Here is a 15,212-nt window from a genome sequence, read left to right as displayed (position 1 = left end):
CGACCGCGCCGGGCCCGCCGGAACCGCCGCGAACCCCGTCTGAGACGGAGTTTGTTCAGTCGGCCAGCCAGTCCAGCCACGCCGGGGTGACCAGGGCGGCGAACGCCTCGTAGCCACCCGCCGACGGATGGGCGCCGTCGCCCGCCCGCACCTCGCGCAGCCACACCTCGTCGGCGCGCAACTGCTCGTGGACGCGCACGAACGGCACGTGTTCCTCGGCGCATACGGACGCGAACCGGTCGCCCAACCGTGCGATACGGGTGTTGTGGGCGTCGTCATCGACCGGCGGCGGTTCGACCACCAGCGCCGACCAGCCGCGGTCGGCCGCCTGGCCCAGCATCTTGACCAGATTTGCGGCGGACGCGTCGGCGGGCACCCGCCGCACCCCGTCCTCTTCCATCGTGTCGTTCACGCCGAACGAGAACACGACCCGCCCGTCCACCCCGGACGGCAGCCGCTGCGCGCACTCCGCGAACCACCGCTTGGCGATATCCGTGGACGTCTGCCTGCGCACCCCGAGGTTGTACGCAGTCAGCGCGACCCCCGCACCGTGCGCGGCCGCCGCCACCCGCCCGGCCCACCCCGCGCACACCGGATCCCCCACACCGGCGACGAAGGAGTCACCCACGAAACACACCCGCACATCGGATCCACCCACCCCACCATGCTCCCACGCGGAAGAAGCCGCGAGAACACAGCTATCATCGGCCGGGTTGGTCCGGGAGGGAGTGACTGTGGCAGGGGAATCGGTGGGCCGGGCGCCGGCTTGGTTCACGGACTTGTTCGCACACCGGCGGTGGGTGCGCAGGACGGAACCGTTTCCGCACGTGTACGCGCGGGACGTGTTCGTGGACGACTTCTACAAGCGGCTGGCCGAGCACTACGAGCGGGTGCGGGCCGAGCAGGCGGGCAAGTTCAACAAGGTGGCGGCCAATTACGGGGCGAGCGGTGTGCCGCTCACGCAGTTGCGCGACGGCCCGCTCGCGCTGTTCACCTCGCGGGAGTGGCACGACCTGATCGCGGGTATCGCGGGGGTGCGCACCACGGGCGACGTGGAGGGCTCGGTGCACCATCATCCGCCCAAGAGCAAACCGGGTTGGGCCCACAACGATTTGAATCCGGCGTGGTTTCCCGGCGACGCCCCGCCCGCGCGTGGCGAAGTGCGCTTGCCGCATCCCACGGTCGACATCAAGACCGGCGCGCGCGGCACGGGTGTGGCGGCGCGCGAGACGATCCGCGCGGTCGCGGTGCTGTTCTATCTGAACAATCCCGGGTGGCAGGCCGGCGACGGCGGCGAGACCTGTTTCTACGCGAACGTGTCCGACCCGGCGCCCACCTTGGCGGTGCCGCCGTTGGACAACTCGATGGTGATCTTCGAGTGCACGCCGCGCACGTGGCACGCCTACGCGGGCCGCAACCGGCGCGACCGCAACAGCATCGTGATGTGGTTGCACCGTCCGAAGGACGAAGCCGTGCAGCGTTGGGGAGGAGACCGCATTGTCTACTGGTGAACGCCGGGTGTGCCTGCTGACCGGAGCGGGCGGCACGCTGGGTGACGCGTTCTGCCGCGAGTTGTACGGCGCGTACGACATCGTGGCGGTGTGCCGCACCCGCACACCGGCCGCGCCCTCGCAGCACGAGTGGTTCGTGGACCCGTTCGACCCGGACGGCGACGTGCCGGAGAACGCCTCGCGGGTGTTCCTGATCCGCGCCGACCTGACCCAGCCGGGCGAGGTGGAGCGGGTGGTGGATCTGGCGCTGGCCAAGTTCGGCGGCGTGGACCTGCTGGTCAACAATGCCGCGAGCCTGCAACTGCATCCGAACGGCCTCATCGACGGCGACAGCGCGCTGGACGATTTCGATCCGATGTTCGCGATCAACGTCGGGGTGCCGCTGCGCCTGGCGGCGCGGCTGGCGCAACGCAGCTGGCTGCACACCGACGCGAAGAACCGGGAGCGCAAGCGCAATATCGTCAACGTGTCGAGCCTGTCGGGGTCGAACGTCTACCCCGGTGGGCAGGCGCTGTATTCGGCGTCGAAGGCGGCGCTCAACCACCTGACCCGGCATATGGCGCGCGAATTCGGCGAGTTCGGCGTGCGCGTGAACGCGGTGTCGCCCAATAGTTTTCCCGCGCTGGTCCCCACCGAGCAGGTCCTGCGCGCCATCGTGGAGCTGGATGTGGGCACCAAAACCGGGGGCGTGTTCAGCATCGGCGCCGAGCCCGTCGCGACCGAGGCGGTCGCGGGCAAGCACACCCGCGGCTGACGGGTCGCCCCGCCATCGCGGCGCCGTCTCTGGCAAGGTGAACTGCGGCCGAGGCGGCACCGCGCGAGGTCGGTCCGCCGCGGCGTGTTGGTGCCGATCGACCGCGGCGACCTGCTGCATACTCACGACACGGGTGAGACAGGGGGTGGCCGAGCCAGCGCCAACCGATCCGAAAGTGCCGATACGACATGCGAGTCGACGGGCGGGAGATCCCGGTCACGGGGAGTCTCCTGCAGCCGCTGATCCGGCGGACCACGGACATCGTCCGCGTCATGCTCGCGGCGCTGTGGCTCGGCGTGGTGATCGCGGCGTCGGTGATCACGCGGCCGGAGTGGCTGGCACTGGAACAGTCGGTGTCCGATATCGTCGGCTTCCTCACGCCGGACCAGTCCAATCTGGTGTATCTGCTGTACGGCATCGCGATCCTGATCCTGCCGTTCGCGATTCTCATCGAGCTGGTCATCGGCAGGCAGTGGAAGCTGCTCGCGGGCTACGCGGCGGCGGGGATCATCGCAGGTCTGCTGCTGTCCATCACGGGAACGGGATTGTCGGCTCCGCAATGGCATCTGCAGGTGCCCGAGCGTCTCGACACGTTCCTGTCCCAGTTCCTCGACGATCCGCGCTGGATCGCCATGCTGGCCGCGGTGCTCACGGTGTCGAGTCCGTGGCTGCCGACCAAGCCGCGGCGCTGGTGGTGGTTCCTGCTGCTGGCGTTCGCGCCGATCCACCTCGTGGTCAGCACCGTGGTGCCCGCGCGGGCGATGTTCGGCTTGGCGGTGGGCTGGCTGGTCGGCGCGCTGATCGTGTGGGTGGTCGGCACGCCCGCGCTGGAGGTGCCGCTGGAGGCGGCCGTGCGGGTGCTGGCCCGGCGCGGGCACACGGTCACCGCGTTCACGGTGGTGCGGCCGGCCGGGTCGGGACCGCTGGTGCTCGCCGCCGAGATCGACGGGCCCGAGCGGGAACTCACCGTCGAGATGTACGGCAAGAACCAGCGCAGTCACGGCGCGCTGCGCATGGTGTGGCGCTGGCTGACGTTCCGCAGCAGTGAGACGGCGGCGCTGCACGGTTCGATGCATCGCGCCGTGGAGCACCGGGCGCTGATGACGATCGCCGTGGGTGAGACGGGGTTGTCGGGGCAGCAGGTGGTCGCGGTGGCCTCGCTGGATCGCGGCTGGATGCTGTACGCGCACACCGACGCCGACCTCACCCCCCTGAACGAAACCCCGGTCGAGCACCTGCCGCGGGTGTGGAAAGCGCTCGACGCGCTGCACAGCAACACGGTCGCGCACGGGGATCTGCGCCCCGACGACGTCGGCATCGCCGGGGACAAAGTGCTGTTCAGCGGGTTCGGCAGCGCGGAGTTCGGCGCCTCGGACACCCAGCTGCACACCGATATCGCGCAGTTGCTGGTCACCACCACCGCGATCTACGGCAAGGAACCCGCGGTCGGGGCGGCGATCGATGCGCTCGGCGAGCAGACGGTGTTGATCGCGACGCGCAGGCTCATCAAATCGGCCATGCCGTCGGGCATCCGGATGGCGATCCCGGAGTGGGGCTCGATCGTCGGCGAGGCGCGCGACGAGGTGCGCAGGCAGACCGGACAGGACAAGATCGAGGCCGATCAGATCACCCGGTTCTCCCGCAACCAGATCATCCAGCTGGTGCTGTTGATCGGCCTGGTGTACGTGGCCTACCCGTTCATCAGCGCGGTCCCGACCTTCTTCTCCCAGCTGCGCACCGCCAACTGGTGGTGGGCGCTGCTGGGGCTCGGCGTCTCCAGCCTCACCTATTTCGGTGCGGCGGCGGCGCTGTGGGCGTGCGCGTCGGGGTTGGTGAGCTACCGCAACCTGGTGATCATGCAGATCGCCAACACCTTCGCCGCCACCACCACGCCGGCGCGCGTGGGCGGTTTGGCGTTGAGCGTGCGGTTCCTGCAGAAGGGCGGGCTGGGGACGGTGCGCGCCACCGCCGCCGTCGCGCTGCAGCAGGCGGTGCAGGTGATCACGCACCTGAGCCTACTGGTGCTGTTCTCCATCGTGGCCGGGACCTCGGCGGACCTGTCGCACTTCGTGCCCGACCCCACCATCATCTACCTGGCCGCGGGCGTGGGCGTGGGCATCATCGGCACGTTCATGTTCGTGCCGAAACTGCGCCGCTGGCTGAACAATTCGGTGCGCCCGCAGTTGCAGGAGGTGCTGGGCGAGCTGGGGCAGCTGGCCAAGGACCCGAAGCGGTTCTCGATCATCATCGCCGGCTGCGCCGCCATCACGCTCGGCTTGGCCGGGGCGCTGTGGTGCAGCGTGCAGGCGTTCGGCGGCGGCACCACGTTCGTCACCGTCACCATCGTCACGATGATCGGCGGCACGCTGGCCTCGGCCGCGCCGACGCCCGGTGGTGTCGGCGCCGTCGAGGCCGCCCTGATCGGCGGCCTCGCGGCGTTCGGCCTGCCCGCCAGCGTCGCCGTCCCGTCCGTGTTGCTCTACCGCGTGCTCACCTGCTGGCTGCCGGTGTTCTGCGGCTGGTTCACCATGCGCTGGATGACGTCGAAGGAGATGATCTAGGCGCGCGCGCCGGGATCGTCGGCGAGCATCCCGTAGATCACGGTGTCGGTCCACTCGCCCTTGCTCCACCAGTCCTGGCGGAGGTGGGCTTCGCGGCGCATGCCGAGACGTTCGGCCAGGCGGGCCGACGCGGTGTTGCGCGCGTCCATCTGGGCGGTCACGCGGTGCAGGCCATAGGTGCGAAAGCCCAGGCGCAGCACCGCGCCCGCCGCCTCGGCGGCGTAGCCGCGGCCACCGGCGGCGGGGTCGAGCACCCACCCGATCTCGGCGACGCCGCGCTCGGCGTCGGTGGCCCACAGCGCGACGTCCCCGAGCACCACCGAGTCGGCCTCGATGACGAGCGCGAGGGCGTGCTCCTCGGTATCGAGGCCGGTCCTGGCCAGCCGCGCGGCGACCTTCTCCTCGGCGTCGCTCGGGGTCCACGGCTCGTCCAGCAGGAGGCGCGCGACCTCGGGCTGGCCGTAGATCCGTTGCAGCGCAACGGCATCGGCGGGCTCGTGCGTACGCAGGACGAGGCGTTCGGTTTTGATGGGGAGTTCTAGCGAGGACACGCCTCGATAGTACCGATCGGAACCACTCGCCCCGACCGGGGCGAGGCGCGTCGCTCAGTTCAGCGCGATGGTCAGGCCGTCCTTGGTGCAGCCCGCGGCGGCGCACTGCCAGCCCCGCACCGTCCTCGTGTCGGAATCGCTGATGGTGCTGACGAATTCCGTCGCGACGTCGATGGCCTCGGTGCAGCCCACTCGACCGGCGGCGGTGCCGACCGCGATGACGGTGCGGGTGCCGCCACCCGCGTCGGTGACCGGGCCGCAGTTCACGTCCTCGACGCTGTGCCCGGGGTCGGGTGCGGGCGGCTGGTCGGGGTCGACGGTGCGGATCGGCGTCGGCGCGGGCGGCGGCGGAGTCGCCGGACCGGCCTGGCCGCGCAGGCCGATGGTGAGGCCCTGGTTGACGCAGATGTGCGGAATCGTGGTGTCGGGCTGCGGTTCACACGTCCAGCCGTCGACGGTCTGGGCGTCGCCCGTGCGCGGCACGCCCACGTAGTCGGAGGCGACGGTGATCGCCTCGGTACAGCCCGCGCGACCCGCCGCGGAGGCGAACGCGATCACGTCGGCGGTGGCGCCGTTGGACCCGGTCACCGGGCCGCAGTTCACGTCGGCCAGCGGTTCGGGGGTCGGGGTCGGCGCCGGGGCGGGCGGATGCGTCGGACTCGGCGGTGGGAGCGGGGCGGCGCTCGGGCCCACGAGTTTGCGCGCGCTGGTGGGGGTCGCGGTGGCCGACGTGGTGGTCGACGTGGCGTGCGCCGCGTTCTCGGAATCGTCGTCGCTACCGCAGGCGGCGCCACCGGCAACCACCACCGCGGCCAGCCCGACCAGGACAGCACACCGCTTGGAATTCACGAATTCGCTCCTGACCTCGTTCGACAATGCCGAAGCCGAACAGCTTCAGCACGATTCACACGTAGCCGAGAAGTAGCCAGGGGAATTCAATCACAGCGGGAGCGGCCGGGGGACGCTTTCCGGCACAGCGCCGCCCGGCACGCGGCCGGGCGGCGCTGGAGACCTAGGAGCCGTGGTCCTTGCGCAGTTGCACCTTCACCACTTTGCCGCTGGCGTTGCGCGGCAGTTCCGGCACGAGCACCAGATCCTTCGGATGCTTGTAGCGGGCCAGGCTCTCGTTCAGGTACGGCTCGAGCTCCGCGAGCGTGAGGTCGCCCTCGGGATCGGCGAGCGCGACCACGGCCACCGGGACCTCGCCCCACTTCTCGTGCGCGCGGCCGATCACCGCGGCCTCGCGGATCTTCGGGTGCGCGAACAGGACGTTCTCCACCTCGGCGCAGTAGATGTTCTCGCCGCCGGAGATGATCATGTCCTTCTTGCGGTCCACCACCCAGACGAAGCCCTCCTCGTCCTGGCGCACCAGATCGCCGGAGTGGAACCAGCCGCCGGCGAACGATTCGGCGGTGGCCTCGGGCTTGTTCCAGTAGCCCTGCATGAGAGTCGGTCCGCGATAGACGATTTCACCGATCTCGCCGGGCGCCACGTCGTTCATCCCGTCGTCCACCACGCGAGCCTGGATCGTCGGGACGACCTTGCCCACCGAGCCCAGTTTGCGCAGCGCGTCCTTGCCCTCGAGCACGCAGGTGATGGGCGACATCTCGGTCTGGCCGAACACCGCGACGTTCTGCGCGTCGGGGAAGCAGTCGGCCATCGCGCGCAGCACCGTGTCGGAGGCGGGCGCGGCGCCCCAGCTCAGCATCCGCAGCGCCAGATCCCGCTGCTTGACGGTGGGTTCGGCGCAGATGAGCTGCCACTGCGCGGGCACGCAGAAGGCGGTGGTGGCGCGCTCGGCCTCCACCGCGTCGAGGAACTCGGTGGCGTCGAAGGCGCCCAGCGGATGCAGCACGGTCTTGCCGCCGAGCTGGAAATACGGTGCGAGACTGCCCAATCCGGCGATGTGGAACAGCGGCGAGGTACAGAAGCCGATGGAGTCGGGGCCGATGTCCATGGCGCGGATGCAGGTCAGCGCCTGGGCGTTCATGTTCGCGTAGGAGAGCACGGCGCCCTTCGGGCTGCCCGTGGTGCCCGAGGTGTACATGATCAGGGCGGGCGTGTCCTCGGGGATGTCGAGCGGCGTGTGCGGTGCGCCGTCCTCGGCGAGGGCGTCCTCGTAGGCGACCACGTCCTCGGCCGACTGGCCGCCGATCACCACACAGGTGGCCAGCGCGGGCGACTGCGCGCGGACGGCGGCGGCCAGCGGTTGCAGCGGGGCGTCGGTGACGAGGGTCGTCGCGCCGCTGTCGGCGGCGATGTAGGCGATCTCGGGCGGGGTGAGCCGGAAGTTGACCGGCACCGCGATCGCGCCGAGGGCGTTGATGCCGAACACGGCTTCCAGGTATTCGGGGTGATTCAGCGCGAGGATCAGCACCCGGTCGCCGAAGCCGACGCCGCGGCGGGCCAGGGCGTCGGCGAAGCGCTGGGAGCGCTCGTGCAGTTGCCGCCACGTGGTGTCGGCGCCGCGGAAGCGCAGGGCCACCGCGTCGGGGCGCATGAGCGCGTGGGTGGCGATCTGGTTGTTCCAGTGGTTGCGCCGGGACCTGATGGGCTCGTCGAGCGCCTGCGCGCCGGTGGTCATGCCGCCTACTCCTCTCGGGCCCGCCGCCGGGTCGACCACCGTGGTCGGCCGCGCATCGGAGCCTCGGAACGTGGGTGAGAATACCAACTAACTTAATTGATCATCAAGGGATGCGGGGCAGAATGGCGGTTCAGGCCAGCTTCTCGGCTTCTTGGCCTGTCTACTCGTCTTTACCAGGTGATTTGCCGAACACTGTAGGCATTTCCGGCCACATCAGTTTGCTCGAATCTGTGAATCGTCGCTTACTTATGACTTGAGCACGGGAGGATTCCCGTGTCACCATCGGTGGCGTGCGGGCGGAGCAGAACGCCCGCGAGAGCTGAGGAGAGAGCACCGTGCTGCGTACCAGGTTCACCGAGGAATTCGGCGTCGAGCACCCGATCGTGCAGGGCGGGATGATGTGGGTCGGCCGCGCCGAACTCGTCGCCGCCGTGGCCGAGGCGGGCGCGCTCGGCTTCCTCACCGCGCTCACCCAGCCCACCCCCGACGACCTGCGCCGCGAGATCGACCGCACCCGCGCGCTCACCGACAAGCCGTTCGGCGTGAACCTGACCATCCTGCCCTCCATCAACCCGCCGCCCTACGGCGAATACGTCGAGGCCATCATCGACAGCGGCATCAAGATCGTGGAGACCGCCGGCTCCAACCCCGAACCGTTCCTGCCGTACTACCGCGAGGCCGGCATCAAGGTGCTGCACAAGTGCACCAGCGTGCGGCACGCGCTCAAGGCGCAGAAGATCGGCGTCGACGGCGTGAGCATCGACGGATTCGAATGCGCTGGTCACCCCGGCGAGGACGACATCCCCGGCCTCATCCTGATCCCCGCCGCCGCGCGCGTGCTCGACATCCCGATGATCGCCTCCGGCGGCATCGCCGACGCGCGCGGGCTGGTCGCGGCGATGGCGCTGGGCGCCGACGGGGTGAACATGGGCACCAGGTTCCTGTGCACGCGGGAGTCGTGCATCGACCAGAAGGTCAAGGAGCAGATCGTCGCCAACAGCGAACTCGACACCCAGCTGATCTTCCGCACCCTGCGCAACACCGCCCGCGTGGCGGACAACGAGATCAGCCGCAAGGTGGTCGAGATCGAGAAGGCGGGCGGCACATTCGAGGACGTGCGCGAACTCGTCTCCGGCGCGCGCGGGCGCCGCGTGTTCGACGAGGGTGACCTGGACGCGGGCATCTGGTCGGCGGGCCTGGCGCAGGGGTTGATCCACGACATCCCGAGTTGCGGCGAACTCATCGAACGGATGGTGAGCGAGGCCGAGGAGCTGATCCGGGCGCGGTTGGGCGAGCTGATCGCCTGACCCCGGCCGGTCGCCGGGGTCGGCGGCAGGTCGTCGCTCGGCCGACACGCGAGGGTGTGCGGATGTGCTCGGCGTGTCGTGAAACCCTCAGTCGCCCAGCGGAAAACGGCCGCTTGCCGAGGCTCTCGGGTACGGCATAATCGCGGGGGAACCGTGCCGGGGCGCGGGGAGGGAGGACGCGATGCGGCCGAACGGGCGCGACGAGCACAGCGCGGGCGACGTCCGCGGGCGCCGGATCGTGCTCACCGAGGCCGCCGTCACCGCCATCGCCGAGCTGCTCGGCGTCGACCCCGGCGACGTGTCCACCACCACGCCGTTCGCCGAACTCGGCCTGAGCTCGCTGCAACTGGCCCGGCTCACCGCGCAGCTCGAGGACGCCATGGGCGTGGAAGTGTCGCTCGCGGCGCTCTACGACCACCCCGATATCGAACAACTGGCCGAGTTCCTCGCGATGCGATGACCACCCCCGAACCCCCTCCAGTGGCCATCGTCGGGATGGCGTGCCGGGTGCCCGGCGCGGCGGGCCTCGACGCGTACTGGCGGCTGTTGCTCGACGGGCGCGATGCCACGGGCGACCCACCGCCGAACCGCCCGCTCACCCGCCGGGCGGGCTATCTCGACGATGTCGAGTGGTTCGATAACGAGTGGTTCGCCGTCTCGGCCCGCGAGGCCGCGGCCATGGACCCGCAGCAGCGACTCGCCATGGAAGTGGCGGTGGAGGCGGTGGACGACGCCGGAATCGGCTACCGCACCAAGGGTTCCGACGCGGCCGTGGTGTTCGGCGCGTGCGGCTACGACCACGGCATCGCCACGCTGAGCGGCGGCGAGCGGGACGCGCCGTACGCGGTGACCGGGTCGGCGCTGAGCATCATCGCCAACCGCCTCTCCTACGCCCTCGACCTGCACGGGCCGAGCCTGGTGGTGGACAGCGCGTGCTCGTCGTCGCTGGCGGCGGTGGATCTGGCGCTGCGGCTGCTCGCCGACGGGACGGTGCCGTTCGCGCTGGTGGGCGGGGTGAACCTGACGTTGCTGCCGCACACCTCGGATTACTTGGCGCGCAGTGGATTCCTCGCTCCCGACGGGCGATGCAAACCCTTCGATGCGACCGCCGACGGATACACGCGCAGCGACGGGTGCGGTGTGATCGTGTTGCAGCGCACGGAAGACGCTCAGCGCGAGGGGAACCGGATCTACGCCGAAATCCTCGGCGCCGCCGTCGGTTCGGACGGCCGGTCCAACGGGCTGTACGCGCCGAACGGGCGGGCACAGAGCCGCACGGTGCTGGACGCCTGGTCGCGGGCCGGGCTGGAACCGGGCGCGGCGGGGTACCTCGAATGCCACGGCACGGGAACGTCTCTGGGCGACGCGGTGGAGGTCGGCGCGCTGGCGTCCGTGCTGCCGGAGGATTCGGGCGTGTGGATCGGGTCGGTGAAGTCCAATCTCGGGCACCTGGAAGCGGCGGCCGGGGTCGCCGGGCTCATCAAGACGGCGTTGTCGGTGTACCACGGCGTGATCGCGCCGACCATCCACTTCGAGACGCCCAACCCGCTGTTGAAGCTGGAGGAGCGCGGGTTGCGCGTTCCGACCGGCCCCGTCGACTGGAGCGCGGTGCCGCCCGAACTCCGGCTGGCGGGGGTGAGTTCGTTCGGGTTCGGCGGGACGAACGCGCACGTCGTGTTGCGGGGGTACGCGGAGCGGGCGCTCGATCAGGAGGAGTCGCCGGTTGTCCTCGCCGTGACGGGGCGTGACGTGGGGGCGTTGCGGGAGAATGCGCGGGAGTTGGCGGCGCGGCTCGATCCGGTGCGCGTGGGGGTCGGGCGCGCCGACGAGCCCGATCCGGCGCGCAACCCCCTGTCGCCGCCCGCACGCGCGGCGCGAAGCGAACGGTCCCCGGCATTCGCACAGGCGTCGGGGGACGATCCACCAACGGCCTTGCGCTCCTTCGCGGTGGCGACCGCGCGGGTGATTCCGGAGAACGCGCGGGCGGCGGTGGTCGCCGGTTCCGCCGACGAGGCTGTATCGGGATTGCTTGCACTGGCGGAGGATTCGCCGTCGAACGCAGTGTTTGGGCCGGTCACCCGTCGGCGGCGCGGTGGGGTCTTGTTCCTCTTCTCGGGGCAAGGCGGGCAGCACGCGCGGATGGGTCGCGCGCTGGCGGCACGGTATCCGGTGTTCGCGGGGGCGCTGGCGGAGGTATCCGATGCGATCGCGGCGCAGGGTGGGCCGCGAGTGTGGACGCCGCGCCGCGGGTTCGGGCTGGGCGCGGGGGCGGCGACCGAACAGGTGCAGCCAGCATTGTTCGCGTACCAAGTGGCGCTGGCCCGGCTGCTCGACTCGTGGGGCGTGCGGCCCGACGCTGTGGCCGGGCACAGTCTGGGTGAGGTCGCCGCGGCGGCGGTGAGCGGCGCGTTGAGCACGGCCGAGGCGGCGCGGGTGGCTGTGGTGCGCAGCCGGGTGCTGGCGCGTCTCGACGGGCGCGGGGCGATGGCCCTGCTGGAGTCGACGCCCGAGGAGGCCGATCGGCTGGTGGCGCCGATGCGTGAACACGTCGCGGTGGCGGCGGTGAACGGTCCACGGGCGGTCGTGGTTTCGGGGACGCCGCGCTATATCGACACGCTCGTGCGCCGGGCGAGCAGGCGGGGGTTGTTCGCGCGACGGATCGCGGTCGATTTCGCGGCGCACAGCCCGCAGGTGGGGGAGGTGCTACCGGAACTCACGGCCGGGCTCGAAGGGTTGACGCCGGCGGCGCCCTGGGTGCCGGTCTACTCGACCGCGCGGCGCGGAGCGGTACTCGACTCGGCGGCCATGGATGCCGAGTACTGGGCCGACAACGTCTCCGGCACAGTCGAACTCGCGGCCGCGCTCGACAGTGCCGCCGCCGACGGGCTCGGGACCGTCCTCGAATTGTCGCCGCAGCCCGTCCTCACGCCCGCCGCGCGCGAGCACCCCGATTTCCGCGAGAGCGCCTACCCGGTCGCCGCCCGCACCGACGAGGCGGCAGCTCTCCTCGACTGCCTAGCGCACCTGTATATCGAAGGGCGAGCGGTGAACTGGGCCGTACACGGCCGCTTCGACGGGCCCGCTGTCCGAAGGCATTGGCGGCGCCATCGTTTTCCCCTGCTCGGCATCGAGGAACCGGGCGCGCCGCACCTTCCCTATCGCGCCGAACCACTGGATGACCATGTGGTGCAAGGCATTCCGACGGTGCCCGCCGTGCACTGGGTCCGCCGACTGCTGCACACCGCCCATCGCGGCGGCGCGGGCACTCTCGCGGACTTCTTCGTCCACGAGCGCACCGACCTCGCCGCGCTGCCGACAGTCGTCCATCGACTCGACGGTGCGAGCGTCCGCGCGGAAACCACCGACGGTACGGTCCTGGCGGCCGCTCGCCCCGGTCCGTCGCCGACACCGGCCGATATCGTCGCGTGGATGCGCGCGGTCGACGCCAATCGCGCGGCCCGCCACCGGATGCGAGAAATTTCCGGCACCGACTTCTATGCGGCGCTGCACGATAGGGGCCTCGAGTACGGCCCACGGTTCCGGCCCCTGACGCACCTCTTCGCCACCACCGACGCCGCACTCGCCGACCTCGAGGCCGCCGAATTACACAGTGCCGCACCGCTGGACGGATGCTTGCACCTGCTCGCCGCAGCAGCCGGCGACCTTCCCGGCGACGCGCTCCCGCTTCCCATCGCGATGGACACCGCTTGGATCTCCACCGAACCGGGGCACACCCTGCACCAGGCCCACGCCATCCTGCGCACCCGCTCCCCGCACGGCGTCACCGCCGACGTGATCGGCACCGACCAGCACGGCGCGCCAGCGCTGGCGTTCCTCGGCGTCCAGGTGCGGTTCGTGGACGGGGGGCGTATCGCGAAGCGCATCGAACGCCGCGATACGACATCGGGCACGGTGGCGTACCACGAGCCGGCAACGGGCACAGCACCACAATCCGGCACGGCGCGCAGCAAGGCGATACCCGGCACCGGACCACACACCGGCACCGCGCCAACCGCACCACCCATCGCCACCGCACCACGCCACGAGCGGACACCTGGCGCAGCGCCAGGCACCAGCACAGGACAGAGACCCGGACTGTCACCGAACGCGACGCCATACACCGGAACCGCACCACGCGCCGGGCTCGCACCAAACACGTCGCCACTCCTCGACATCACGCCGAGCGCCGCTGCCGCGCACGCCGACACCTCCCCGCAGGTTGGGGCGACACCGAGCACCACGCCGGAGGCGACACACCCGGCGAGCCCCTTCTACACCGAAGCGTGGACACCGGTACCAACCGACGCTGAGACTCAGCAGAGCACGCTCGTCGGGCACGGTCGCTCGGCACCCTCGGTGCCGAAACGTGGTCTGGTCGTGGGGGAATCGCGGCCGGCGCGGGAGATCGCCCGTGCGCTCGAACGCACCTTACCCACGGAACGCCTTGCCCGGGATCCGGATTCGGCGACTGCCGTCTTCGAATCGGTATTGCTGGGACGCCCCGCCTCCGAGCGCACCGCCCTGGTGGTCGTCTGGCCGGAGGAACAGGACGGTCGCACACCGGTGGCTCGGGTGCTGGAATTGCTGCAACGAGCGCGGGCCCGTCCCATCATCGAGTCGATCACCGTGGTGCTGCCCGAATCCGCGCTGCGCGGGGGCGTCGTGGCGCAGGGGATCGCCGGACTGACGCGCACCTTGCAGCTCGAGTCGGGCCGGCACGTGCGTCTGGTGTGGTCCGACGAGGACGCTCGGTCGACGGCGTTGCTCACCGAGCTGATCGTGCGCGGGAACGCACCGGCCGGGGAAGTGCGGTTGCGGGCGGGGACCTGTGCGGTGCGCAGGTTCGTTCCGGTGCCGCCGGATGCCGAGCCGATCGAGATCGACCCGGCGGGCACGTACGTCGTGACGGGTGGGCTCGGCGCGCTCGGCGCGGTCGCCGTGCGCTGGCTGCTCGACTCCGGGGCGCGAGACGTGGTGGTGTTCACCAGATCCCCACGCCCCGTGCCGCCGCTGCTCGATGGCTTCGAGGACCGCATGGTGGTGGTGCGCTGCGATGTCGCCGACCGCAGCGATCTGGACAACGCGCTCGAGGACATTCGTGAATGCGGTTCCACCCTGCGCGGCATCGTGCACGCGGCGGGCGCGCTGGAGGACGCCGCGTTCGACACCGTCGACGCCGGCCAGCTGGCTCGCATGTTCGCCCCCAAACCGGCCGCGGCCGCCGACCTGCTCGCGCTCACCGCCACCGATCCGCTCGACTTCGTCTTCCTGTTCTCCTCCGCCACCGGCGCGTTCGGCGCGCCCGGCCAAGCCGCGTACGCCGCCGCGAACGCGGCCATGGACGCGATCGCCCACACCCCGCACAAGGGCGTGATCACCAGCATCGGCTGGGGCGCCTGGGCCTCGGGTCTGGCCGAAAGCGCGGGCGGGGCAACCCATCTGCGGCGCGCCGGGCTCACTCCCTTCGACCCGGACCGGGGTTCCGCACTGCTCACCGAGGTTTCCCGCTACCGACTGCCCTACCTCCTCGCCCTGGATTACACGCCCACGGACGATTCCTCACCCGTGGCCGCACGACTGCGCGAAATGCTTTCTCCCACCGAGCCGCAACCCGTCGCTCCGATTCCTCCACAGCCGTCCACAGGAAACTCTCGGTCCGAGGCCGGTTCCGGCCGCCCCACCGGCGACGTCGCCGACGCCGTGCGCCGGGTGCTGGCCGCCACACTGGAGCTGACCAGCGAACGCATCGGCCCGGACGACGATTTCAACGACCTGGGCCTCAGCTCACTGCTCGCCATCGAGGTGCGGCGGGGGTTGGAGGAGCGGCTCGGGATCGTGCTCTCGACGGCGGAGGTCTTCAAATATCCGACCGTCGCCGCGCTCGCGGCGGCGCTCACCGACCGGGTCGCCGCGCGCGACGAGCGGTGAGGTCGGCGCAGTGACG

Annotated in this window: 10 protein-coding genes; 6 read left to right on the top strand and 4 right to left on the bottom strand. The window is 70.7% G+C overall.

Annotated elements, in window-relative coordinates; all coding sequences use genetic code 11:
* Positions 1 to 55: 55 nt before the first annotated feature.
* Positions 56 to 658 carry a DUF459 domain-containing protein gene (locus tag OHB21_RS08310; protein ID WP_195125033.1) on the bottom strand — a complete coding sequence of 201 codons (603 nt, stop codon included), beginning with the start codon at positions 656 to 658 and terminating at the stop codon, positions 56 to 58.
* A gap of 142 nt (positions 659 to 800) precedes the next feature.
* Between OHB21_RS08310 and OHB21_RS08305 the strand changes: the two genes are divergently transcribed.
* The 3 genes from OHB21_RS08305 (at position 801) to OHB21_RS08295 (ending at position 4,826) form a co-directional block, all read left to right on the top strand.
* Positions 801 to 1,511, top strand: coding sequence for a 2OG-Fe(II) oxygenase (locus tag OHB21_RS08305; RefSeq protein WP_232331614.1), 711 nt, complete (start codon positions 801 to 803; stop codon positions 1,509 to 1,511).
* A complete protein-coding gene (locus tag OHB21_RS08300; RefSeq protein WP_228789774.1) occupies positions 1,498 to 2,265 on the top strand; it encodes an SDR family NAD(P)-dependent oxidoreductase in 768 nt (255 codons plus the stop codon). Before OHB21_RS08305 ends, OHB21_RS08300 begins: the two co-directional genes overlap by 14 nt.
* A 188-nt stretch (positions 2,266 to 2,453) precedes the next feature.
* Complete coding sequence (locus tag OHB21_RS08295) at positions 2,454 to 4,826, top strand: lysylphosphatidylglycerol synthase transmembrane domain-containing protein (RefSeq protein WP_067503037.1); 2,373 nt, start codon at positions 2,454 to 2,456, stop codon at positions 4,824 to 4,826.
* Here OHB21_RS08295 and OHB21_RS08290 read toward each other — a convergent pair.
* The 3 genes from OHB21_RS08290 to fadD5 all read right to left on the bottom strand — a co-directional run bounded on the left by OHB21_RS08290 (position 4,823) and on the right by fadD5 (position 7,961).
* Positions 4,823 to 5,377 (bottom strand): GNAT family N-acetyltransferase, encoded by a 555-nt coding sequence (locus OHB21_RS08290; RefSeq protein WP_067503034.1) that lies wholly within the window; start codon positions 5,375 to 5,377, stop codon positions 4,823 to 4,825. The genes OHB21_RS08295 and OHB21_RS08290 overlap by 4 nt on opposite strands.
* Before the next feature lie 54 nt (positions 5,378 to 5,431).
* Positions 5,432 to 6,226: a hypothetical protein gene (locus OHB21_RS08285; RefSeq protein ID WP_147265830.1), complete on the bottom strand. Its 795-nt coding sequence runs from the start codon at positions 6,224 to 6,226 to the stop codon at positions 5,432 to 5,434.
* Between the two features lie 163 nt (positions 6,227 to 6,389).
* Positions 6,390 to 7,961, bottom strand: coding sequence for a fatty-acid--CoA ligase FadD5 (gene fadD5 / locus OHB21_RS08280; protein ID WP_067503028.1), 1,572 nt, complete (start codon positions 7,959 to 7,961; stop codon positions 6,390 to 6,392).
* A gap of 335 nt (positions 7,962 to 8,296) precedes the next feature.
* On the opposite strand from fadD5, the gene OHB21_RS08275 reads away from it, so the two are divergent.
* The 3 genes from OHB21_RS08275 (at position 8,297) to OHB21_RS08265 (ending at position 15,196) form a co-directional block, all read left to right on the top strand.
* The gene (locus OHB21_RS08275) at positions 8,297 to 9,268 is read left to right on the top strand and encodes an NAD(P)H-dependent flavin oxidoreductase (protein WP_195125032.1); all 972 of its coding nucleotides are present in this window, start codon (positions 8,297 to 8,299) and stop codon (positions 9,266 to 9,268) included.
* 181 nt (positions 9,269 to 9,449) lie between these two features.
* Positions 9,450 to 9,728 (top strand): acyl carrier protein, encoded by a 279-nt coding sequence (locus tag OHB21_RS08270; protein WP_067503025.1) that lies wholly within the window; start codon positions 9,450 to 9,452, stop codon positions 9,726 to 9,728.
* Positions 9,725 to 15,196, top strand: a complete 5,472-nt coding sequence (locus OHB21_RS08265; protein ID WP_195125031.1) for a type I polyketide synthase — start codon at positions 9,725 to 9,727, stop codon at positions 15,194 to 15,196. Before OHB21_RS08270 ends, OHB21_RS08265 begins: the two co-directional genes overlap by 4 nt.
* Positions 15,197 to 15,212 lie beyond the last annotated feature (16 nt).

The organism is Nocardia puris (genome assembly GCF_036051655.1).
Classification (GTDB): Bacteria; Actinomycetota; Actinomycetes; order Mycobacteriales; family Mycobacteriaceae; genus Nocardia; species Nocardia puris.
This window is presented reverse-complemented; position numbering and strand designations above follow the sequence as displayed.

Coding starts and splice junctions, on each gene's coding strand:
- OHB21_RS08295 (WP_067503037.1), top strand. CDS start 2,454: ATGCGAGTCGACGGGCGGGAGATCCCGGTCACGGGGAGTCTCCTGCAG.
- fadD5 (WP_067503028.1), bottom strand. CDS start 7,961: ATGACCACCGGCGCGCAGGCGCTCGACGAGCCCATCAGGTCCCGGCGC.
- OHB21_RS08270 (WP_067503025.1), top strand. CDS start 9,450: ATGCGGCCGAACGGGCGCGACGAGCACAGCGCGGGCGACGTCCGCGGG.
- OHB21_RS08265 (WP_195125031.1), top strand. CDS start 9,725: ATGACCACCCCCGAACCCCCTCCAGTGGCCATCGTCGGGATGGCGTGC.